This is a genomic window from Paraburkholderia sp. GAS199, assembly GCF_050436585.1.
Lineage (GTDB): Bacteria > Pseudomonadota > Gammaproteobacteria > Burkholderiales > Burkholderiaceae > Paraburkholderia.
The window spans coordinates 612,304-634,438 of the sequence record NZ_JBNDMM010000003.1 but is presented as its reverse complement, the minus strand read 5'-3'; the positions used below and the strand labels follow the sequence as shown (position 1 = coordinate 634,438).

General features: G+C 64.0%; 24 protein-coding genes. 13 read left to right on the top strand and 11 right to left on the bottom strand.

Annotation, left to right across the window (positions count from 1 at the left end; genetic code table 11):
• The first annotated feature begins 148 nt into the window (after window positions 1-148).
• Window positions 149-439, top strand: a complete 291-nt coding sequence (locus P3T18_RS14530; protein WP_429300614.1) for a hypothetical protein — start codon at window positions 149-151, stop codon at window positions 437-439.
• A gap of 225 nt (window positions 440-664) precedes the next feature.
• Here the strand turns inward: P3T18_RS14530 and P3T18_RS14525 are convergent, their stop codons facing one another.
• Window positions 665-973 carry a hypothetical protein gene (locus tag P3T18_RS14525; protein WP_429300613.1) on the bottom strand — a complete coding sequence of 103 codons (309 nt, stop codon included), beginning with the start codon at window positions 971-973 and terminating at the stop codon, window positions 665-667.
• 826 nt (window positions 974-1,799) lie between these two features.
• Here P3T18_RS14525 and P3T18_RS14520 point away from each other — a divergent pair.
• Together P3T18_RS14520 and P3T18_RS14515 are read left to right on the top strand one after the other, a co-directional pair.
• A complete protein-coding gene (locus P3T18_RS14520) occupies window positions 1,800-2,138 on the top strand; it encodes an H-NS family nucleoid-associated regulatory protein (RefSeq protein ID WP_429300612.1) in 339 nt (112 codons plus the stop codon).
• Window positions 2,139-2,474: 336 nt separating this feature from the next.
• On the top strand, window positions 2,475-2,759 hold the full coding sequence (locus tag P3T18_RS14515) for a hypothetical protein (RefSeq protein WP_429300611.1): 285 nt from the start codon (window positions 2,475-2,477) through the stop codon (window positions 2,757-2,759).
• 76 nt (window positions 2,760-2,835) lie between these two features.
• Here P3T18_RS14515 and P3T18_RS14510 read toward each other — a convergent pair whose 3' ends face one another.
• From P3T18_RS14510 to P3T18_RS14500, 3 genes are all read right to left on the bottom strand, one after another.
• On the bottom strand, window positions 2,836-3,411 hold the full coding sequence (locus tag P3T18_RS14510) for an arsenate reductase ArsC (RefSeq protein WP_429300610.1): 576 nt from the start codon (window positions 3,409-3,411) through the stop codon (window positions 2,836-2,838).
• Between the two features lie 211 nt (window positions 3,412-3,622).
• Window positions 3,623-3,823, bottom strand: a complete 201-nt coding sequence (locus tag P3T18_RS14505; protein WP_429300609.1) for a hypothetical protein — start codon at window positions 3,821-3,823, stop codon at window positions 3,623-3,625.
• Between the two features lie 211 nt (window positions 3,824-4,034).
• A complete protein-coding gene (locus tag P3T18_RS14500; RefSeq protein ID WP_429300608.1) occupies window positions 4,035-4,691 on the bottom strand; it encodes a J domain-containing protein in 657 nt (218 codons plus the stop codon).
• Window positions 4,692-5,110: 419 nt separating this feature from the next.
• On the opposite strand from P3T18_RS14500, the gene P3T18_RS14495 reads away from it, so the two are divergent.
• From P3T18_RS14495 to P3T18_RS14475, 5 genes are all read left to right on the top strand, one after another.
• Window positions 5,111-5,794 carry an NADPH-dependent FMN reductase gene (locus P3T18_RS14495; protein ID WP_429300607.1) on the top strand — a complete coding sequence of 228 codons (684 nt, stop codon included), beginning with the start codon at window positions 5,111-5,113 and terminating at the stop codon, window positions 5,792-5,794.
• A gap of 446 nt (window positions 5,795-6,240) precedes the next feature.
• Complete coding sequence (locus P3T18_RS14490) at window positions 6,241-6,453, top strand: transcriptional regulator (protein WP_429300606.1); 213 nt, start codon at window positions 6,241-6,243, stop codon at window positions 6,451-6,453.
• Window positions 6,454-6,534: 81 nt separating this feature from the next.
• A complete protein-coding gene (gene iaaH / locus P3T18_RS14485) occupies window positions 6,535-7,989 on the top strand; it encodes an indoleacetamide hydrolase (RefSeq protein ID WP_429300605.1) in 1,455 nt (484 codons plus the stop codon).
• Between the two features lie 29 nt (window positions 7,990-8,018).
• Window positions 8,019-8,759: a CDP-diacylglycerol diphosphatase gene (locus P3T18_RS14480; protein WP_429300604.1), complete on the top strand. Its 741-nt coding sequence runs from the start codon at window positions 8,019-8,021 to the stop codon at window positions 8,757-8,759.
• Window positions 8,760-8,912: 153 nt separating this feature from the next.
• On the top strand, window positions 8,913-9,995 hold the full coding sequence (locus P3T18_RS14475) for a fatty acid desaturase (protein WP_429300603.1): 1,083 nt from the start codon (window positions 8,913-8,915) through the stop codon (window positions 9,993-9,995).
• On the opposite strand, the gene P3T18_RS14470 is transcribed toward P3T18_RS14475, so the two are convergent.
• Complete coding sequence (locus P3T18_RS14470) at window positions 9,948-10,523, bottom strand: O-methyltransferase (protein ID WP_429300602.1); 576 nt, start codon at window positions 10,521-10,523, stop codon at window positions 9,948-9,950. The two genes, P3T18_RS14475 and P3T18_RS14470, sit on opposite strands and share 48 nt — an antisense overlap.
• Before the next feature lie 12 nt (window positions 10,524-10,535).
• Window positions 10,536-10,721: a hypothetical protein gene (locus tag P3T18_RS14465; RefSeq protein WP_429300601.1), complete on the bottom strand. Its 186-nt coding sequence runs from the start codon at window positions 10,719-10,721 to the stop codon at window positions 10,536-10,538.
• A 253-nt stretch (window positions 10,722-10,974) separates the two neighbouring features.
• Between P3T18_RS14465 and P3T18_RS14460 the strand changes: the two genes are divergently transcribed.
• Both P3T18_RS14460 and P3T18_RS14455 read left to right on the top strand, forming a co-directional pair.
• Window positions 10,975-11,253 carry a DUF1488 family protein gene (locus P3T18_RS14460; RefSeq protein WP_429300600.1) on the top strand — a complete coding sequence of 93 codons (279 nt, stop codon included), beginning with the start codon at window positions 10,975-10,977 and terminating at the stop codon, window positions 11,251-11,253.
• Between the two features lie 26 nt (window positions 11,254-11,279).
• Window positions 11,280-12,071, top strand: coding sequence for a phosphate/phosphite/phosphonate ABC transporter substrate-binding protein (locus P3T18_RS14455; RefSeq protein ID WP_429300599.1), 792 nt, complete (start codon window positions 11,280-11,282; stop codon window positions 12,069-12,071).
• A gap of 18 nt (window positions 12,072-12,089) precedes the next feature.
• Here P3T18_RS14455 and P3T18_RS14450 read toward each other — a convergent pair whose 3' ends face one another.
• The 4 genes from P3T18_RS14450 to P3T18_RS14435 form a co-directional block, all read right to left on the bottom strand.
• Entirely contained in the window at window positions 12,090-14,138 is a 2,049-nt protein-coding gene (locus P3T18_RS14450; RefSeq protein WP_429300598.1) for an acetyl/propionyl/methylcrotonyl-CoA carboxylase subunit alpha, read from the bottom strand.
• A 120-nt stretch (window positions 14,139-14,258) separates the two neighbouring features.
• Window positions 14,259-15,044 carry an enoyl-CoA hydratase/isomerase family protein gene (locus tag P3T18_RS14445; protein WP_429300597.1) on the bottom strand — a complete coding sequence of 262 codons (786 nt, stop codon included), beginning with the start codon at window positions 15,042-15,044 and terminating at the stop codon, window positions 14,259-14,261.
• Window positions 15,045-15,069: 25 nt separating this feature from the next.
• Window positions 15,070-16,677 (bottom strand): carboxyl transferase domain-containing protein, encoded by a 1,608-nt coding sequence (locus P3T18_RS14440; protein WP_429300596.1) that lies wholly within the window; start codon window positions 16,675-16,677, stop codon window positions 15,070-15,072.
• Between the two features lie 80 nt (window positions 16,678-16,757).
• Window positions 16,758-17,939: an isovaleryl-CoA dehydrogenase gene (locus P3T18_RS14435; protein ID WP_429300595.1), complete on the bottom strand. Its 1,182-nt coding sequence runs from the start codon at window positions 17,937-17,939 to the stop codon at window positions 16,758-16,760.
• A 265-nt stretch (window positions 17,940-18,204) separates the two neighbouring features.
• Between P3T18_RS14435 and P3T18_RS14430 the strand changes: the two genes are divergently transcribed.
• The 3 genes from P3T18_RS14430 (at window position 18,205) to P3T18_RS14420 (ending at window position 21,131) form a co-directional block, all read left to right on the top strand.
• Window positions 18,205-18,999 (top strand): TetR/AcrR family transcriptional regulator, encoded by a 795-nt coding sequence (locus P3T18_RS14430; RefSeq protein WP_429300594.1) that lies wholly within the window; start codon window positions 18,205-18,207, stop codon window positions 18,997-18,999.
• Between the two features lie 64 nt (window positions 19,000-19,063).
• Complete coding sequence (locus tag P3T18_RS14425; protein ID WP_429300593.1) at window positions 19,064-19,867, top strand: DUF72 domain-containing protein; 804 nt, start codon at window positions 19,064-19,066, stop codon at window positions 19,865-19,867.
• 145 nt (window positions 19,868-20,012) lie between these two features.
• On the top strand, window positions 20,013-21,131 hold the full coding sequence (locus P3T18_RS14420; protein WP_429300592.1) for a 3-deoxy-7-phosphoheptulonate synthase: 1,119 nt from the start codon (window positions 20,013-20,015) through the stop codon (window positions 21,129-21,131).
• Window positions 21,132-21,299: 168 nt separating this feature from the next.
• Here the strand turns inward: P3T18_RS14420 and P3T18_RS14415 are convergent, their stop codons facing one another.
• Window positions 21,300-21,578 carry an HU family DNA-binding protein gene (locus P3T18_RS14415; RefSeq protein ID WP_408498383.1) on the bottom strand — a complete coding sequence of 93 codons (279 nt, stop codon included), beginning with the start codon at window positions 21,576-21,578 and terminating at the stop codon, window positions 21,300-21,302.
• Between the last annotated feature and the right edge of the window lie 557 nt (window positions 21,579-22,135).

The window sequence follows — 22,135 nt, the reverse complement described above, 5'->3', positions numbered from 1 at the left end:
ACGTGACCACTCGAATCGTCATCAACGGCGACGGCTGCATCGCAACGAGCGCGGCAGGCACACCGTTTGCTGAAGCAGTCGCCGACGCGCCGCCTGTCGCGGCTCGGCCCGATCTGCTACGAACGATCATAAAAAGGAATTCAGCCAAATGGTTACGACCCGCCCGTGCACTGCGACCTGCATTATCGACGGCATGCCCGTCACGCTCACTTTCTACCCGGACAACGGCGTGCTGCGCATTGCCGATCCGACGGGGACGTGCATCCGGGAAATGCGTTGGCACGCGTCGTGGCGCGCCCTGCTCGACGAGTTCAGGGACTTCACGGACCAGAGCGCCGACCATGCCGCCGGCTTCGATACGATCGTCGGCAAGCTCACCGACACCGGCGTGCGTGCCACGCGCACTGAGCCGATGGCCGCGCAGATGGCGCTTGCCTGACTACGCAAACTCGAAGACAAACTCGGCCGCGAATTCAAACGCAGACTCGACGCAAAAATCAGCCGCGAAATCGCGGCTGCATAATTGACAAGCAAATTCGTGCCGAACAAAACCGCGCCGAGCAAATTCGGACAGACGCGCACCGCCAACGCCAGGAACAACCGCGCCTGAAAGCGGGAGGCGAACCAGCCAGGGTTGCGGCCGCCTCCCGTATCGCCATTCCGCTTACTGGCCGAAGTACACCTTGCATTGCGGACCGCCGGAACACGGCTGCCATTGCGGCCCCCCCGTTTCCGCGTGACCCGCGGCCGTGCCTCCATACGATACGTTGCGCACGTCTTCGGCGCCGGGCGTGTTCGCCTGACCCGCATCGCCGTACGACATGTCCGTTGTCGCCTGTGCCGACTGATTTGCGTTCTGCATCAGGGCCTGCCCGTTCGCCGCCTGGGTCTGCGGGTTGTCGAGCGCGCCGGCCGTCTTCGGCGCGAGAAAAAGTACGGCGCTTGCCACTGCCACCCATAAACGTAATTTCATGTCCAGACTCCTCGAATCCGGCGCAGCAGTCCTCGCCTTTCCAAAGAATTGATCCGCGAAAAAACGTTTGACGCCAATCGAGCCGACTATCCATCACCTGGCGGCAAAACACAGGCAAAAAACGGGCGAATGCAAAAACGTGACTGCTGCGGCGAGTCACCGAACTAAACGAGTGAATAATTGCCAGACCGTTGACCGACGACGCGCGCGTCCTCGCAGCTGGGCGGAATCGGGCGCAAGGCTGGAAATGCGGAATGTCGCTCCGCAGTTTCGTTATAGTTCGGCCGCGCAGGATTGCAATCCTGTCCGTAAGCCGATGATTCACGTCTGGTTCGGCAGGTTAAATGTTCACAAGCGCATATTTGAACGAAAATCAGGCAGCCAGCGCGTGCATTAGCCTGACAGTGCGTTATGATGCGCATATAACGCAGAAAAACTGGGCCCACCCGCAAGTGTCACCGGCGAAGTCACCGGCGAGAGGTGGAGCACCGAGACAAGGTCAGCCGTTCGCAATCAATGCATTGTCATCATCGTTCTTTTTTCCACGGCATCACGGTGGCTTATCCAGTCACATTTGCCGTACGGCGAACAGTTTGAATATTCATTGATTGCTACGGCGCCGGTAGTGGGCCAGGCATCTGGCCAGTTTGCGCATCAACAGTAGCGCTTTTAGAGGTGGACGTTATCCGACGCCGCCAATGGCATTTTCTTCGATTAATCGTTTCACCGCGGGCCGGCCCCAGCACATGGGCGTGAGGCTTTCGCGGCGGACTCTTGCAATCTGCAACTGACAGAACGCTGGACGCTTTAGAGGGACGAATATCTTATGGACGAACGGAAGCGAGATAGCATGATTGCGTATCTCCGCCATCGCATGGAAGAGTTTGGTATCAAACCAGAAGATCTGGCAGCCGTACTCGCGAACGAGCGTGGTGGACAAAAAAACGCCCGTTACCGCAGCGCCACTGGGGATACCTGGGACGGTCAGGGCGAGATGCCTCAATGGCTCAAACAGGCAATCAGCGCCGGTCAGTCGATTGGCCACTTCGAACTCTCGGCCACGCCCGCTCCGGCGCCGGCGGCCGCCGCACCGGCAAAAAAACGCGTCGACTGGCAGAACGATCCCTTTGCCGGCAGTCCGCTCGCGCGCTCCAATAGCCGCTGAGCCGCCGCTGTTTTTTGCCGGCGGTCACGAGACCGCTGTCGGAAACCTGCCGCCAGGCACAGGGCGGTCAGCGCACGACGCAAAACATTTTCCGTTGCACGCCACGGCCGTGACCGCTTTGCCGACGCCCGCGCGTGCGTCGCGCGCCGCTTTCCCTTCGATGTGAATCCAGACGCCGCTACCCGCCGTATATCCAGTCAGAGCAACGCCATGGCGCGTTGGTCCGTCGGAGGACTGGAGACGATTTTCTTGCCGCCGCGCAACCAGCCTCTCATTAGCGGTTTACGTCGGCTCGCCGGGATCAACGAACCCGATGCGCTCGCAAGGAGAAATGTCATGCGCAATTCAACGCGGAAAATCATGTTGACGGGTTTCACGGCTCTGTCGCTCGCGATAGTCGGACCCGTGTTCGCACAGGGTGGCGGCAATGGTCAGGGCGGCACGGGCGGCGGCAATGCGCACAGCGCCGCCACAGCCGGTATGACCTATCGGGGTGATCCGATCAACCAGCCGATGTCGGGCATGCAGGCCGGTTCGATGAGCAAGATGGACTCGGGCAACGCGCCGATGGGTTCGATGCCGGCCAACGATCCGATGGCACCCGCCAAAGCGTCCCAGTAGAAACCGCCTGCTTTCGTCGCGTCCCGCGCGATGCGGACGCGGCGAACGCCGCGCAGCAGAGCGGCGTTTCAGCTCGTCACACCCGGCACGAGGTGGTATTGCGCGCTGTGCCGCCCATCGACGCACCGCCCGGCTGGGCATCCGACTCGATGCAGCGCTCCTTGCCGAGCAGCGGCACCTCGATGGCCTTCGCGCTGTCCCGGCGCGCCACGGCATACTGCGGCAAATCGATGAATGCACTCACCTGGCGCACGATCTGCCAGAAGACTTTTTCGAATGAGCGCAGGCGTTCGGCGTCGGACAGATCGTCTGCGAGCGGATTGGCGAAGCTCCAGTTGCACAAGGCCGGGTCGCCCGGAAAACCCGGCGCGTGTTCGCCGGCCACGCCGTCGTCCATGGCAATCACGAGGTCCATGCGCGGAGCCCACTCGCCGGTGAATTCCAGCCAGCTTTTCGGGCATAGCACGCCGAGATCCGAAATGCCCGGCCGCAATTGGGCGATGGCGAGCGGATGAACGCGCGCAGCGGGTTCCGGCCCGGCGCTGAATGCGTCGAACCGATGACTGGCGAGTTCCCGTAATAGTGCTTCGGCAATGATGCTGCGTGCCGAATTCTCGCGACAGAGAAACAGCACTTTGTATTTTCTGGTCACGCTTACCCCGTACCCATGTTTTTCTTGTTTCTGTCTGCAATTCTGCCGACCCAGTCTTGCGTCTCCGTGACACTACGATGCCTTAATTTCTTTCGCCACGAGAATTTTTACCAGGTTGTGCTGAAACCTTAGGCAATCGCAGGAATATTACATTAGCCTATCGCGACGGCGCATGACGGACAAAAACATGCGCGACGCGACTGCGCCGCGTTCAGACGCTGCTGTCCGAGACGGGCTGCGCGGAGAGAATCCGGTTCGCGGCATCGTTGCCCTCGGCCGCCGCCGTGGGCGAGGCCTCGTAGCGCATCTCAGCCGTGGGCTGGGTCACCGCCTTCACGCCTTTTTCGATGCCCGGAGCCGCGACATAAGGGACGAACGCCGCGACCGCAACCACAACGATGAAAGTGAACATGGCCGTCGAGCCTCCGGCATCTGCGAGGTGGGATCAAGCGAAGTCATGGATCGCCTCGACCGGCAGAACTGTTGGATCGAGGCAGACACCTCATCGAGTTTAGAAGCCGCCCTCCAAACGCTAAAGGCCGGCGTCTATATCAATTCGGCCCAGGTCTATCGCCTGACGGCCATCATCGTCCGATCATCGGATCAAACGGAAGGCTCGCGGTTCAGAAGCGCAAGCCGTTCAGGAATTGATACCAGAGTCCGCCGAGGGCGCCAGCGGGACTGGCTTCGTGGACGGTATCGTCGCGTCGGGTTTGACCCGTTTGACTGGCTGACGCTTGCCGGCGACCCTCTGCTTCGGCGCCGTCGTGCACCGTAGCTTCGGCTTCGAGTTCATCGTCGCCGGCCGTCGCGGCTTGCGGCGGCTCGCGCCGCGACGCCTGCAGCGCGGCCACGCTGTCGGCGATCTGCGCGGCCCGCTGCGCTTCGCAGCCGCGCCCCAGCAACACGCCGAACACGACATCGCGATTGTGGTCGTCGTCGGCGAAACGCATGGCGAGCGACACCATCTGCGCGTACGCGGCTTCGTCGGCCGCGCGCGCGGCGGCTTCACGTTGCGCCTGCGCCTGTTCGTGGCGCGCGCGTTGCGCTTCCCAGCCGCGCATCTGCTCGGCGTAGACGGTGTCGTACACCTTGCGTTGCGCGGCGTCGGAGAGAATCGCGTACGCGTCCTTGATTTCCTGGAAGGTGGCGCGCGCGACTTCTTCGGCGCCGTTGTTGCGGTCGGGATGCCACTTCATCGCGGCCTTGCGGTAGGCGCGCTTGATTTCCTCGTCCGTGGCGTGCATGGGCACACCGAGCGTGTCATAAAGAGTTGCCATTGCCTGCTCGACCTCGCCGGAATTCACGTCGCGGACCATCGTAGCACGCGAAAAACGGCGCGCTCGTGACGCGTCGCGCGGACAAAAAAAATGCCCCGCCACTGGCGTGGCGAGGCCGAGTCCCATGTCAAGGAGGTGTCATGGAGGAGACAGGCCCATCCTAGCCCTACACCGTGACGCGTCCAACCAACCGTTCGACATATGCTTATCCCGCCGCACCTGAACTGCATTTCATTGCACCGGCAGGCGCGCCACCGCACGGTAGTTCACCTCGACCGGTTATATCGTTAGAACAAAAAGTCGCTTCGTGCGGGCTGCAGGCGTCATTAAGATGACACTTCAAAGACCGGTTCGTCCCGGTGTGTCTGCGCGCAGCCCCGCGCCAGCATGTCGTGAGCCGCTACCGAAGGAGCATTTCGTTGACCCGATCCGATCATCACCGCCGCCCGCTCGTCGTCGGCATTGGCGGCACGACCCGCGCGGCTTCGTCCACCGAGCGCGCGCTCGGCTTCGCCTTGCGCGGCGCCGAAGCGGCCGGCGCGACTACGCGCCTGTTCGGCGGCACCTTTCTGCATAGCTTGCCTCACTATGCCCCGGAAAACCCGCAGCGCACCGACGAACAACTCGAACTGATCGAAGCCGTCCGTCACGCCGACGCCCTCATCATCGCGACGCCTGGCTATCACGGCGGCGTCTCCGGTCTGGTGAAAAACGCGCTCGATACGCTGGAAGAGCTGCGCGCCGACGAGCGCCCGTATCTCGACGGCCGCGCCGTGGGCTGCATCGTCACCGCCTACGGCTGGCAGGCAGCGGGTTCGGTGCTCACGTCGCTGCGCTCGATCGTGCACGCCTTGCGCGGCTGGCCGACGCCGTTCGGCGCGGGCATCAACACGCTCGAAACACGCTTCGATACCATCGACACCTGCTCGGACCCGAAGGTCGTCGACCAGCTCGCTACGGTCGGTCAGCAGGCCGCGCAATTCGCGCTGGCCTTCAACGCGCATCGCCCCGCGAGCGTCGTGCTCGACAGCGCGGCAAGTTCGCTCGCCGACGCCCAACCCGCGCAAACGTCGACACCGGCGCGTCTGCTGCACGCGGTCTGAAGAACGCCTGCCCCGCGCGCCGCAAGCGCGGGCTATCCGCATCGGGTTCAAATCCAACGCCATGGACCGGCACGCCGCTCCATGGCGTTTTTTCATCGCGCCGCCGCCGGCCGTTTTACAGATAGCGGCACACGCAGCGGCACATGCAGCGGCACACCCATCGACACAAACCCTGCCCCCTCGCCGAGCGTGCGGCACATAACAGACGGCTTGCGCGGATCGCCAGATAGTGTGCTCAAAGCGATGTATGGCGACTGATCCGGCCACCTGATGTCCGTTCCAGAATCGCGCTGATTTGCTTTCGAGGAATGATTGGTTCACCCGCTGCGCGGCGCGGCCTACGCTTCACCCTGCCCGCTCGTTCACCGGTTGCCTGACGCACGACGTTGCCTCTTCGAAGCCGGCTTTTCAGCAACATATATGCGGGCATACTCACTGCCACGACTATGAATTCACATATCCGCTACAAGGGCTACGAAGTCGCGCCGGCCGCGCAGCAATTGCCCAACGGGCTGTTTGCCGCGAATCTGACGATCGAGAACACCGCGGCGAATCATCAGGCCTATTCGTTCGACGCACTCGACTATTTCTTCGACGAAGAACACGCGCTCGCCTATGCGTTCCGCTGGGGACGCATGTGGATCGACAACCATCAGTAAGCGTCCCTGCGCGGGCGGCGTCGGCTTTGCGAAGGTTGTGCCAGAATACGCGACACATTCGCTCGTTCTCTGCACGCCGCCATGACATGGACAGTCGATGAACAACTCGCGTTGACCGCAATCGAAGCGGTCGGCGCCATCCAGTCGGGGCGCCTCCCGGCGGTCGACTACGTCGGCACGCTGCTCGCGCGCGCTGCCGCACTCAGCAGTCTGAACGCATTGACCACACTCGATCTGGACGGCGCGCTCGCCACCGCGCGACGCATCGACGCGCTCACGCCCGAGGCGAAAGCGCAGTTGCCGCTCGCCGGTCTGCCGGTGGTCGTGAAAGACAACATCAATACCGCCGGTCTGCAAACTTCCGCGGGCACGCCAGCACTCGAAGGCTTCGTGCCGAAGGCCAACGCGCCGTCGGTGCAACGGCTCGTCGACGCCGGCGCGATCGTGCTCGGCAAAGCCAACATGCACGAACTGGCGTTCGGCATCACGAGTACGAATCTCGCGCAGCACGCCGGACCAGTGCGTAATCCGTACGACCCCGGCCTCATTCCAGGCGGCTCGTCGGGCGGCACGGCGGCGGCGATCTCCGCGCGCATCGCGCCCGCCGGTCTCGGCACCGACACCGGCGGCTCGACCCGCATTCCGGCCGCGCTGACCGGCATCGCGGGCTTTCGTCCGTCGGTCGGCAACGGCGGCGCCGAGCGTCGCTATCACGATCCGGATGCCGTCGTGCCGATCAGTCATACGCGCGACACAGTCGGTCCGATGGCGCGTACTGTCGCGGACATCGCGCTGCTCGACGGTGTCATCACCGGCGCCGGTCCATTGCCCGCGCTCACGTTGAACGGTCTGCGCATCGGCCTGCCCGCGCCGTTGTGGGACGGTCTCGAAAAGCAGCTCGACGACGTGGCCCGCGCCGCCCTGCAAAAGCTGGAGGCGGCGGGCGTCACCTTCGTGGCAGTGGCGATGAGCGAACTGGACATGCTCAACGGCATGGTCGGCGGACCGGTTGCGATCCACGAAGCGCGTCATGACGTGCAGGCCTGGCTCGTCGCCAATCATGCACCGGTGCAAAGCGTAGCCGAACTGGCCGCCCGCATCGCGAGCCCGGACGTGCGCGAGATTTACGACGGCGTACTGGCGGGCGTGCTCGACGCGCAGTACGACGCGGCGCTCAACCTCTGGCGTCCGCGTTTGCAGCAATACATGGCCGATACCTTCGCCGACGCGCAACTCGATGCGCTGCTGTTTCCCACTACGCGTCTCGCCGCCGTGCCGATCGACGAACTGAACGGCTCGTCCACCGTCACGATCGACGGATCGCCCTCGATCGGCACGATGGACGCCTTTCTGCGCAACACCGATCCGGCCAGCACGTCGGGCATTCCGGGGCTCTCCCTGCCCGCGGGCATGACCGCGAGCGGCCTGCCGGTCGGTCTGGAACTGGACGGCCCGCTCGGTAGCGACCGCCGGCTGCTCGCGATCGGCGTCGCGTTCGAACAGGTGCTCGGCGCGTTGCCGGCACCCGTGCTTTGATCGCCGCTCGCGCCCGCTGGCGGCGGGTTATGTCGCGCGGTGCAGTCGTCGTTGCGCTGGCTTTCGCGGCCACAGCCTGCGCGCGCCTTGCCGCGGTCGACTCCAACGCGCTGTGGAAAATCGTCTCGCTGCGCTGCGTGCCGTCGCAGGAAGCCACCGGCACGCCGGGCCAATGCACGAGCGTCGACCTAGACCAACGTTATGCGATCCTTAAAGATATCGTCGGACGCTCGCAGCATCTGCTGATTCCCACCGACCGCATCACCGGCATCGAGAGTCCGCTGATCCTCGCGCCCGACGCACGCGACTACTGGGTGGATGCGTGGACGTCGCGCGTGGACGTCGAGAAGGCCGTCAAACGCAGCCTGCCCGACAACCAGTTGAGCCTCGAAATCAACTCGCAGTTCAGGCGCACGCAGAACCAGTTGCATATCCACATCGACTGTCTGCGTAGCGACGTGAGCGCGGCGCTCGCGCTTCATGCGCACGACACGCCGGGCGAATGGCGTTGGGCATCGCTCGACGGCAATCGTTACCGCATCATGCGAGTGATGTCGCTGGCGCAAACCGACAACCCGTTTCGCCTCGTCGCGCGCGACAACCCCGGTTCGGACGCGATGGCGACGCAGACCATCCTCGTGACGGGCGCCGGGCCGTCGGCGGAACAGGACGGCTGGCTCGTGGTGAATAGCGGACTGGATATCAAGGACGGCAGCGGCACAGCCGAAGGTCTGCAAGATCACGCCTGCCACGTGGCGGACGCGGGCTGAGCATGAGCGGCTGAGACGCACATCGACGCGTTGGACAACCCGGCCCCGCCGCCTATGCAGGATCGGGCAAAAGCATTGCCGAACAAAATGGTTCTGAGCGCTGGGATTGGTCCGTAGCATGAATACGAACATGCACGAAGACCGATCCAGCCGATGGCGATTTACCTAGACGAAACGCAACGCGCAGCCCTCGCCGGCATGGCGCAAAGCCGCACCTGGCGCAGCCAGTGGCCGACCTGGCTTCTGATCGCCACGATCTACGGCGGCTGGTTCGGCACCGCGACGCACGCACGCGAACTCGGCCTGCCGCTCACCACGCTGCTGCTCGTGCTCTTCAGCACGTGGTACATGTCGCTGCAACACGAACTGCTGCACGGTCACCCCACCCGTTCCGCGCGTCTGAATGCGTCGTTCGGCTTCGCGCCGCTGGCCGTCTGGTTTCCGTATGGCGCGTATCGCGATTCGCATCTTCAACATCACGACGACCCGCATCTGACGCATCCCGAACGCGATCCCGAAAGCTATTTCGTCGCACACGTCACGTGGATTCGCGCGGGTGCGCCGATTCGCGCGCTGCTCACTTTCCGTAATACGTTTATCGGCCGGATGCTGGTCGGTCCGGCGTTCGCCATCGCCGCGACCCACGTCGCCGCGCTCGCCCGCATCCGCCGTGGCGACTGGCGCGACGTGCCGATGTGGCTCGCGCATTTCGCCGCGCTCGCCGCGCTGACGCTCTGGCTTCAGCAGAGCTGCGCATTTCCCGCGTGGCTCTTTATCGTGGGCGTGGGTTACGGCGCGTTGTCGCTGAGTTCGGTCCGCTCGTTTCAGGAGCATCGCGCGGCGCACGAACACGCGCATCGCACGGTCGTCAACGAAGCCGCGTGGATCTGGCGGCTGCTGTTCCTGAACAACAACTATCACGCCGTGCATCACGATCTGCCGCACGTGCCGTGGTTCGCGCTCAAACGCGTTTATGAAGCGCGGCGCGAGGCCTACCTCGAACGCAACGGCGGGTTTCTGGTGAAGGGCTACCGGGAATGGCTCACGCGCTATGCGCTGAGCGCCGTGGGTTCATGCGTGCATCCGCAAAGCGAACATGCGGCCGATAACGGCAAAGGCAGCGGCGTGGACAGCCGCCCGCGCTTCTCGCCGCTGCCATGGACCGGCAACGGACGCCGGCTCGAACGCTCAACAATAGCGGCTGACTTCCAGACCCGCGCCGAGCGGCAACGATAGGCTGCGCATGTGCGGCTTCGCGCGCACCGCGTCGAGATAGCGGCGCGCGTCCTCGCCGCCCGGACACAGCATGTTGTCCGCCACGATGATCGCGCCGGCGTTGAGCTTCGGATAAAGCGCGTCGAGACACGGCACGTAGAGGTCTTTCCACAGATCGATCAGCACGAAGTCCAGCTTGAACGGCAGATCTTCGATCAATGTCACCGCGTTGCCGACCTTGAAGTCGACGTAAGCCGACAGGCCCGCCTTCTCCGACATCTCGCGCGCGAAAGCGGCCTTGTCGTCGTGTAACTCCATGCTGGTGAGACGGCCGCCCGATGCGCGCGCGGCGCTCGCCAGCCAGATGCTCAGATAGCCATACGAGGTGCCGAGTTCGAGAATCTGCGGCTTGTCGAGACTCGCGGCCAGCAGCTTGACGAACTGGCCCGTCGCCGGTGCGGCGGAAGACGGGCGACGCTCCGGCGCGGCCGGCGCGTCGGCGATCCGCTCGTGATAGACGCGCAGCACGCCCAGTACGGCCTGATCCATCGACACGCTCCGTCAGCGGCAACCGATCGCACAGCCCAGCAAGCTGAATGCACCGACGATGCCGACACCCGCGCCGAGCCCGAACGTTTCCAGCGAAGTCGCACAGCCCTGCAGACCGCAGGCGAGCGATAGCGCCGAAACCAGCAGCGCCCGCCGTGCGCCGGTGCGAAGTACGCCGTAGAGACCGCCGTGGGACATCGTTCTTCCTTCTGCGTGAATTGGACTGGAGAAACTCGACTTTCGACGGCGAGTGTAGCGAGCGTCGTCCCGTGCAAAACGCTCGAATATCGGGCAGGAAGCCCATGCCGCTTACCAAAGTTTCCAAGCCTCACCCCATGCAAGATTTTCCGCGCGGCGCGCCGGCCAATTTGCGCTCAATGCCGGTTTTCCCACATACCCGCGTAGAGGCTTGCGTCATCCTGAACACTCAGGCGCTCGAGGGGAGATCGCTATGTCTGTCTATGTCGATGAAGGGTTTCGGCCCTGCGTGACCGAATGCGCGACGGTCGCATTCCGCGTATGTTTCGATGACCGTCCGATGATTTTCGAAGTGAGCGCCGAAGCGCTGATGACCTATTACGGCGCACCGAGCAGGCGGCGCCGCGATCTGCTGCTGGCCTTCGCCGGTGCGCAGTCGGAGATATTGTCGGTGGCGGCGCAGAAAGGTGCGGTCGCACCGGTCGAGCCCGTGCGGCTCGACGTGGACGAATTCCGAATGGTCAGACATTGACCGTCGGGTATGACAGAATCCCGGCCATGACCTGGATCGCCGCCCTGCCGATGTACAACGTTTCGCCCGCGCTCGCCGCCGACTGGCGCGAGTGGCTGGGCGGTGTATTGCGCCGGGTCAAGCCGGCGTGCCGCATCGTCGAACCCGACGAAGAACTGCATGGCTTCTGGCGGCGTCCCAATCTGCTGCTGTCGCAAACCTGCGGCTATCCGCTGATGCATGGTTTGCACGAAGACGTGCAACTGGTGGCCACGCCGTGCTTCGACGCGCCGGGCTGCGCGGGCTCGAACTATTCGAGCGTCCTCGTGACGCGCGCCGATGCCGCCTACGAGTCGCTCGCCGCGTGCCGGGGCGCACGCGCGGCCTACAATCAGGACGATTCGAATAGCGGCATGAACGTGTTGCGCCATGCGGTCGCGCCGCTCGCGCGCGAGGGCGCATTCTTCAGCACGGTGATGCGCACGGGCTCGCACCTGGGTTCGCTGCGCGCCGTGGCGCATCGTCACGCGGACGTTGCCGCGATCGACTGCGTGACCTGGGCCTTCGTGCGCGACGAGTTGCCGGAACTGGCGAACTCCGTGCGGGCGATCGGCGCGAGCGCGGCTTCACCCGGACTGCCGCTGATCGCATCGAGCACCGTGCCGGAAGCCACCGTCGTCGCGTTGCGCGAAGCGCTCGCGGCCGAACTCGACGCTCAACCGGAGCGCGCACGGCGGCTGCGTCTGAAAGGTTTTTCCACGCTCTCGCTGGCCGACTACCAGCGCATCGAGCAACTGGAAGACGAAGCGCACGCGATGGGTTACGCGCGCCTCGTCTGACACCCTGCATCAAGCGCCTTATTCGACGTTCAGCACCAGAAGCTGCGCGCCGTCCGCGACCTGATCGCCGACCGCATACAACACCTCGGACACCGTGCCCGCCGCGGGCGCGCCGATGGTGTGCTCCATCTTCATCGCTTCCATCACGATGAGCGGCGTGCCCTTCTCCACCACGGCGCCGGGCTCCACCAGCACCGCGATGACCTTGCCGGGCATCGGCGCGGTCAGCCGGCCTTCGCCGCCTTCCACGTCCGCGGCATGCGCGAGCAGGTTCTGCCACTCGAACGCCAGCGCCTCGCCGAGGCAGAAAACGTGGAACGTATCGCCGTCGACGAACACGCGGCCGGTCACGCGCGCGTCGCCGATGGTGGCGCGGAACTCGTGCTCGCCATTGCCGGCTGACCACGCGAAGTCTTCGCGCACGCCGTCGTGTTCGAGCGTCTGCACGGCGCCGTCGCGCGCGAACGTGACGGTGAACGCGCTCTCGTCGCCCGCGCCCTGCGCACTCGCGTGATCGACGGTGCGCCAGCCGAGCGTCTGCGTGTAGCCGCTATTCAGACGCCAGTGCGACAACGCGTCCCACGGCGAAGCGCCGTGCGCGCTGCCGCCTTCACGCGCGAGCAGGGCCGCGCAGGCAAGCGCGAGCGCTTCCCTGAACGGCTTCTTCGCGGGCGCGAACAAGGCGTCGTGATGACGCTCGATCAGGCCCGTGTCGAGGTCGCCGGTCGCGAACGGCTCGCTGGCGACGATGCGTTGCAGGAACTCGACATTGGTATGCGGACCGACCACCTCGCAGGCGCGCAACGCGCGACTCAGCCGCGCCAGCGCTTCCTCGCGCGTCGCGCCGTGCACGATCAGCTTGGCGATCATCGGATCGTAGAACGGCGTGATGGTGTCGCCCTCGCGCACGCCGCTGTCGATACGCACCGGCGCCTTGCGGCCGGACTCGCCTGAATCCGCGCCGATCGAAAACTCGACGCCCTCTGGCATGCGCAAATGTTTGAGCGTGCCGGTGGACGGCAGAAAACCGCGCGCCGGATGCTCGGCATAGATGCGCGCCTCGATGGCATGGCCGTCGATCCGCAACTGGTCCTGCGTGAGCGGCAACGCTTCGTTCGACGCCACGCGCAGTTGCCACTCCACCAGATCCTGGCCGGTCACCATTTCCGTAACGGGATGCTCGACCTGCAGGCGCGTGTTCATCTCCATGAAGTAGAACTCGCCCGTCTCGGTCATGATGAATTCGACCGTGCCTGCGCCGACGTAATTCACCGCGCGCGCGGCAGCCACCGCGGCCTCGCCCATCTCGCGCTTGACGCCGGCCGGCAGCCCCGGCGCGGGCGCTTCTTCCAGCACTTTCTGGTGACGCCGCTGCACCGAGCAGTCGCGATCGAACAGATAGACCGCGCCGCCGTGACGGTCGGCGAATACCTGCACTTCCACGTGACGCGGCCGCGTCAGATATTTTTCGATCAGCACGCGATCGTTGCCGAAGCTGCTGGCGGCTTCCCGTTTGCACGACGCGAGCGCCGCCGCGAAATCTTCGCTGCGCTCCACCACGCGCATGCCTTTGCCGCCGCCGCCCGCGCTCGCTTTGAGCAGCACCGGATAACCGATCGAATCCGCTTCGCGATGCAGCAGTTGCGCGTCCTGGTCGTCGCCGTGATAGCCCGGCACGAGCGGCACCGCCGCCGCGTGCATGAGCGCCTTGGCAGCGGCCTTCGAGCCCATCGCGGCAATCGCCTCGACCGGCGGTCCGATGAAGACGATACCGGCCGCCTCGCAAGCCTGCGCGAAGTCTTCATTCTCGGACAGAAACCCGTAGCCCGGATGCACGGCCTGCGCGCCGGTGGCCCGCGCCGCCTCGATGATCCGTTCGACGCGCAGATAACTTTCCGCCGCCGTCGAGCCGCCGATATGCACCGCCTCGTCGCAGGCCGCGACGTGTTTGGCCTCGGCGTCCGCGTCGGAATATACGGCGACGCTGGCGATGCCGAGCCGCTTGCAGGTCGCGGCGACGCGACACGCAATTTCACCCCGGTTCGCAATCAGGATCTTGTTGAACATGATCTGTCTCGATGAGAGTGCCCGAAGTACAGGCTTCGGGACTGTTGTTCTGTTGAGGGCCGGCGAGCGCTGCTTCGTTTGCTCGCCGCCGCTTCGGTCATGCTACCGCGCTCAGTGCACTCAATCGCGCCACGACGGCGTGCGTTTTTCGAGGAACGACGCCACGCCTTCGCGGCCTTCCGCTCCGGCGCGCGTGCGCGCGATGCGCGCCGCCGTGTCTTCGATCAGCGCCGCATTCAGTTCCTGGCCCGCGATGTCCTGCACCAGTTGCTTGCAGGCGCGAACCGCCTGCGGACCGTTCGCGCACAACGTGGCGGCGATCTGCTGAACCGTCGTGTCCAGTTGCTCCGCGCTCACCGCTTCGCTCACGAGGCCGAGACGCAGCGCGGTTGCGCAATCGAACTGCTCGGCCGTGGCGAAATAGCGGCGCGAAGCCTGCTCACCGAGCGCGCGAATCACGTACGGCGCGATGGTGGCGGGAATCAGCCCGAGCCGTGCTTCCGACAGACAGAAGCGCGCGCTCTCCACCGCCACGACGATGTCGCACGCCGCGATCAGTCCCATGCCGCCGGCGTAGGCATCGCCGTTCACGCGGGCAATCACCGGTTTGTTGCATCGGTAGATCGAGGCAAGCATGCCGGCCAGCAGCATCGCGTCGGCGCGGTTCTCGTCGTCCGAGTAACCGGCCATCTTCTTCATCCAGTTCAGATCGGCGCCTGCGCAGAATGCCTTGCCGTTCGCGGCCAGCACGACCGCGCGCACGTCTTCGTTCGCGTTCAACGCGGTGAAGGCCGACGTGAGTTCGGCGATCATCGTTTCGTTGAAGGCATTGCGCACGTCCGGCCGGTTCAGCGTGAGCGTGGCGACGCGGCCGTCGACTGCGAATGTCAGCGTTTCATAGTGCATGTCAGTGACTCCTTGCGCTGCGCGCTCACATTCTGAAGACGCCGAAACGCGTGTCTTCGATCGGCGCATTCATGGCGGCCGACAGACCAAGACCGAGCACGTCGCGCGTTTGCGCCGGGTCGATCACGCCGTCGTCCCACAGGCGCGCGCTGGCGTAATACGGATGCCCCTGATGTTCGTATTGCTCGCGGATCGGCTGCTTGAACGCCTCTTCTTCTTCCGCGCTCCACGCGCCGCCCTTGCCTTCGATGCCGTCGCGCTTCACGGTGGCCAGCACCGACGCCGCCTGCTCGCCGCCCATCACCGAGATGCGCGCATTCGGCCACATCCACAGGAAGCGCGGCGAATACGCACGGCCGCACATGCCGTAATTGCCCGCGCCGAACGAGCCGCCGATGATCACCGTGAACTTCGGCACCTTCGCCGTGGCCACGGCCGTGACCATCTTCGCGCCGTTGCGCGCAATGCCCTCGTTTTCGTATTTGCGGCCCACCATGAAACCGGTGATGTTCTGCAGAAACACGAGCGGAATCTTGCGCTGGCAGCACAGTTCGATGAAGTGCGCCCCCTTGAGCGCCGACTCCGAAAACAGAATGCCGTTGTTCGCGATGATGCCGACCGGATGTCCCCAGATATGCGCGAAGCCGCAGACGAGCGTGGCGCCATAGCGCGCCTTGAATTCGTCGAACGCGGAATCGTCGACGATGCGTGCGATTACCTCGCGAATGTCGAACGGCTTGCGGGTATCGACGGGAATCACGCCGTACATGCTTTTCACGTCGTAGCGCGGCGGCTTCGGTTCCTGCAGCGCAAGCGGCACATGCTTGCTGCGATTCAGATTGCCGACGATGTTGCGCGCAATGGAAAGCGCGTGCGCGTCGTTCTGCGCGAGATGATCGACCACGCCCGACAGACGCGTGTGCACGTCGCCGCCGCCGAGGTCTTCGGCACTCACCACTTCGCCGGTTGCGGCTTTGACGAGCGGCGGTCCGCCGAGAAAAATGGTGCCCTGATTCTTGACGATGATCGACTCGTCGCTCATGGCCGGCACATACGCGCCGCCCGCCGTGCACGAACCCATGACCACGGCGATCTGCGGAATGCCCGCTGCCGAGAGATTGGCCTGGTTGAAGAAGATGCGCCCGAAGTGATCGCGATCGGGAAAGACGTCGTCCTGATTCGGCAGATTGGCGCCGCCGGAGTCGACCAGATACACGCAGGGCAAATGATTTTCCGCCGCGATTTCCTGCGCCCGCACGTGTTTTTTGACGGTGACGGGATAGTACGTGCCGCCCTTGACCGTGGCGTCGTTACAGACGATCACGCACTCCTGGCCGGCGATCCGGCCGATGCCGGTCACGACGCCCGCGCCCGGCGCGTCGTCGTTGTACATGCCGTAGGCCGCGAGTTGCGAGAACTCGAGAAAGGGCGTGCCCGGATCGAGCAGTTTTTCGATGCGCTCACGCGGCAGCAGCTTGCCGCGCCCCGTGTGTTTATCGCGCGCCGCCTGTCCGCCGCCTAGCGCGAGCTTGTCGATCTTTGCGCGAAGATCGGCAACCAGCGCTTCGAGCGCCGTCGCATTGGCGCGGAAATCGTCCGAGCGCGGATTCAGCTTTGATTCGATGATCGGCATTGCGTGACTCTCCTGTTCGCCGTTTTTTTATACGCCCGCTCACGGATCGGACAACGGGCATGACGCGCTGACGCTTTCGCTCAAGCCGTCTCGGCAAACAGTTCGCGGCCGATCAGCATGCGGCGGATTTCGCTGGTGCCCGCACCGATTTCATAGAGCTTGGCATCGCGCCACAAACGGCCCACCGGATATTCGTTGATATAGCCGTTGCCGCCGAGAATCTGGATGGCCTCGCCGGCCATCCACGTGGCTTTTTCCGCGGTGTAGAGAATCACGCCCGCGCAGTCCTTGCGAACCTGGCGCACGTGCTCCTTGCCGAGCGTGTCGAGTTGACGGCCCACGGCGTAGAGGTACGCGCGGCACGCCTGCAGCGTGGTGTACAGATCGGCGACCTTGCCCTGGATCAGCTGGAATTCGCCGATCGGCTGGCCGAACTGTTTGCGGTCGTGGATATACGGCACCACCGCGTCCATGACCGCGACCATGATGCCGGTCGGGCCGCCCGCGAGCACCGCGCGCTCGTAATCGAGGCCGCTCATCAGAACCTTCGCGCCGCCGTTCAGTTGACCGAGAATATTTTCTTCGGGCACTTCCACGTCCTGAAACACCAACTCGCCGGTGTGCGAGCCGCGCATGCCGAGTTTGTCCAGTTTCTGCGCGATCGAAAAACCCTTCATGCCTTTCTCGACGATGAAAGCCGTGATGCCGCGCGAATTCGCTTCGGGATCGGTTTTCGCGTAGACCACCAGCGTGTCGCAATCCGGACCGTTGGTGATCCACATCTTCGTGCCGTTGAGCACGTAATGGTCGCCCTTCTTCTCGGCGCGCAGTTTCATGCTGACGACGTCAGAGCCCGCGTTCGGCTCGCTCATGGCGAGCGCGCCGACATGTTCGCCGGACACCAGCTTGGGCAGGTATTTGCGTTTTTGCGCTTCGGTGCCGTTGCGGTGAATCTGGTTGACGCAGAGATTGGAATGCGCGCCGTACGAGAGCCCGACCGAGGCCGAGGCGCGCGAGATTTCTTCCATCGCGATCATGTGCGCCGTGTAGCCCATGTTCGCGCCGCCGTATTCTTCCGAGACCGTCATGCCGAGCACGCCGAGGTCGCCGAACTTGCGCCACAGGTCCATGGGGAATTGATCCGTGCGATCGATTTCCGCGGCGCGCGGTGCGATTTCCTTGGCGGCAAATCCCGCGATGCTGTCGCGCAACATTTCGATTTCTTCGCCGAGCGGGAATTGCAAACCGGGCAGATTGCTCATTGCTGTGTCTCCAGAGTTCGTTGGCGGCCGGTCAACCTGGTGGGGCGCCGGCGGGTCTCTCAATACGGCCGGGCTCGCGGGCCGTCCGTTTGCCGCGTGGTACGCGTGCTCGTTCAATGCGCATTTCACGCCAGATTGCCGTATACGTCAATAGGTATTTTTGAGTGTCACTCAGAAATCGTTTATGACGCCCGGATGACCGTCTCACCGTGATAGTATCGTCTCGAACGGGCTCGACGCCCTTGCCGATCTGAACCCGACTCATATGACGCTTGCCATGAAGGCCGACCTGTCCGACCCGCGCCCATCCAGCTCTCCGCCCGACGCCATGCCCGCTTCCCGGCGTCAGCCGGCCGGACGCAAATCGCAGCAGCGCGTGAAGGAAATTCTTCAGGCGGGCCGCGACGTGTTCTCCGAGAAAGGCTACGAGCGCGCCACCACGGCGGAGATCGCGCAGCGCCTGGGCATTTCCGAAGCCACGGTGTTCAGCTACTTCCGCGGCAAGCGCGAGTTGTGCGCGCGGGTGATCGGCGACTGGTACGACGAGATCATCGAGGCCATCGAAACCGGCCTGCCGCGCGACGGCAACGTACGTCAGCAGTTCGCCTTCATCGTGCGCACGCATTTGCGGCTGATGCTGGTGAACGGCACGGATCTGTGCGCGCTGGTGCTGTCCGAGGGCCGCGCCCGTCATCACGAACTGAGCGAAGCGCTCACCGAACTGCAGCGCCGCTACACCGCGCCGCTCATGCGCGTGCTCGCGCAAGGCCAGGAAAGCGGCCAGATTCGCGCCGACATGCCGCTGCGTCTTCTGCGCTCCATGGTGTTCGGGCCGATGGAACACGTTCTGTGGGACGCCACGCTCGCGAACCGCCATATCGACATCGACGCCACCGCCGGCCAACTCATCGACGTTCTATGGACCGCGCTGACGCCGCCGGACGTTGCAGTCAACGCATTGCAACAGTTCCGCATGGAAGTCGCGGAAGCCACGCGCCGCTTCGAACAGGCGGCCGCGCAGGAAGCGGCAACGGCATCGAATAAACGCGGCAGCAAATAAACACGCCGATACGCTAATCTGTTTCTCCCGGCGCGGTCACGCGGTCATCCAGGAGAAAACGAGCATGCCCTCAGCAAAAAGCGGCAAGATCCGAATCGGCATCGGCGGCTGGACCTTCGCGCCCTGGCGCGGCACCTTTTATCCCGACGACCTCACGCAAAGCCGCGAACTCGAATACGCCAGCAGTCATCTCACGTCGATCGAAATCAACGGCACGTTCTATGGTTTGCAGAAGCCGTCGAGTTACGAGAAGTGGTATCAGGAAACGCCGGACGATTTCGTCTTCTCGCTGAAGGCGCCCCGCTATGCCACGAACCGGAAAGTGCTCGCCGACGCAGGAGAAACCATCGAGCGTTTCCTGGCCAGCGGCGTATTGCTCCTCAAGCAGAAGCTCGGCCCGATCAACTGGCAATTCGCCACCACCAAGAAGTTCGACCCGGACGACTTCGAAGCCTTCCTGAAACTGCTGCCCGCGAGCGTCGAGGGTCACAAACTGAGGCACGCCGTCGAGGTCCGCAACGAGAGCTTCAGGTCGCCCGACTTCATCGCACTGGCGCGCAAGTACAAGGTGGCCGTCGTGCTGGCCGGCGACAGCGAGTACCCGCAGATCGCCGACCTCACCGCGCCCTTCGTCTACGCGCGCATCATGGGCACGACCGACAAACCGGTTAAAGGCTACGCGCCGAAAGCGCTCGACGGCTGGGCCGAACGCGCCCGCCAGCTGGCCGCCGGCACGACGCCCGCCGATCTGGACACCTCCGCCGCGGCGCCCGGCAAAAGCGCGGCACGCGACGTCTATCTTTACGTCATCAGCGGTTTCAAGGAACGCAATCCGGCCGCCGCCATGGCGCTGATCGAACGACTCTGAGGGCGTCGATACGTCGCGAGCGCGGCAACGGCAGGCGAGTGTCATAATCGCGGGATTCCGTGGAAACCGCGCGCACGAGACCGCGGTTCCCCCTGCAATCGCGGCCGCCAAGGCCATTTCAACACCCAAGGTCCGGGAGAATATTTTGAGCGCCATCGACAATCCTTTGCACGATCAGGAAGTCGGCTCGGCCGACGCCACCCAGGACACCACGCGTATCGACGACGTTCGCATCGGCGCAGTCCGCCCACTCATTTCACCTGCCCTGCTGCAGGACGAATTGCCGGTGCCGGCGCCCGTGCAGACGTTGGTCGAAAAGACGCGCGCTGAAATCGCCGACATCCTGCACGGCCGTGACGACCGCCTCGTGATGATCGTCGGTCCGTGTTCGATTCACGACCACGACCAGGCAATCGAATACGCGCGCAAGCTGAAGGTCGCGGCAGACCGTTACAAGGACGACCTGCTGATCGTCATGCGTGTGTACTTCGAAAAACCGCGTACCACGGTGGGCTGGAAAGGCTATATCAACGACCCGCGTCTCGACGGCAGTTTCCGCATCAACGAAGGTCTGCGCCTCGCGCGCCAACTGCTGCTCGACATCAACGGCCTGGGTCTTTCCACGGCCACCGAATTTCTCGATCTACTCAGTCCGCAATACATCGCCGATCTGATCGCGTGGGGCGCCATCGGCGCGCGCACGACCGAGAGCCAGAGTCATCGTCAGCTCGCTTCCGGACTGAGCTGCCCGATCGGTTTCAAGAACGGCACGGACGGCGGCGTGCAGATCGCCGCGGACGCGATCGTCGCGGCGCGCGCGAGCCACGCGTTCATGGGCATGACGAAGATGGGCATGGCCGCGATCTTCGAAACGCGCGGCAACGACGACGCGCACGTCATCCTGCGCGGCGGCAAGAAAGGGCCCAACTACGACAGCGCGTCGGTGAACGCCACGTGCGCGGCGCTCGAATCAGCCGGCCTGCGTCAGCAGGTCATGGTCGACTGTTCGCACGCGAACTCGGGCAAGTCGCATTTGCGTCAACTGGAGGTGGCGCAGGATATCGCGCAACAACTCATCGCAGGCGAGCGCCGCATCATCGGCGTCATGCTGGAGAGTCATCTGGAAGAAGGCCGTCAGGATCTGAAGGCGGGAGTGCCGCTGCGTCACGGTGTATCGATCACCGACGCTTGCGTGAGCTGGGCACAGACCGAACCGGTGCTCGAGACGCTGGCCGAAGCGGCGCGCAAACGTCGCGCGGGCTGATCGGTCGCGCAAGGCGCCGGTCGGCGACGCACGCGCCGCGCCAACCACCGAACAGAAACGTCACGGAGTTGGGGCAGCGCGTTGTTCCTCACGCCCGTTGCATCGTTCGCCGCGCCGGATGGCGGCGTGGACCGATGCGCCAGCGTGAGGCGCGTTGCACGACAATGCTTACGACGCGTTGACGGCTTCCTTGAATGCCTTGCCGGCAACGAACTTCACGGTTTTCGCAGCAGCGATCTGGATCTCTGCGCCGGTCGACGGATTGCGGCCGACACGTGCTGCACGAGCGCCGGTCGAAAAAGAACCGAAACCGACCAGTTGCACCGTATCGCCGCCAACCACTGCCTTCGTTACCGCTTCGACGATCGCGTCGATGGTCTGGCCGGTGGCCGCTTTGCTTTCGCCCGTCTGTGCGGCGACTGCGTCAATCAGTTCCTGTTTGTTCATAGCACTTCCCGTATGGTAATCATGGAACCGGCGCCACATCTGTTGCGCCGGGACCGACACACTAACGCATAGGCGCGCATTCGCGCAAACCTTGCCTGTAAGCCTTGTATCACGCTTGCAGCGCCGGTTTCAGGATTTTTCGCCCGAAAGTGCCATAAGAATCGCGCGCTTACGCGCTTGCGTCAGATTACGCCGGCCTGGCGTTCATCACATTCCGTTGCAATTTCAGTGGCTTAGCGCGGCTCTATCGAACACTGGCGGGCGTTTGGCCGATGTTATGGTCGGCCGCACGCAAGCGTAGACAGACGCTCGGCGGCCGGTTCACGTCGATGAATTCTTAACAATTAAAACGATAAATTTCGTCGCGCACGCGTCACATCCCACCTTTGTCCGCCCCCACTGCACCGGGCTTCATGGCTGCAGCTGCACGCGACGGACCGCCGAAACACGCGCGACAAGCACAAATGACATCTCGCCTCGGCACGCCGGGCGCTTTTACCGTTCGCGCATGAATCGGGATTTCCCTTTGAAATCAGGCTCAAGCTGCCGAATATGCT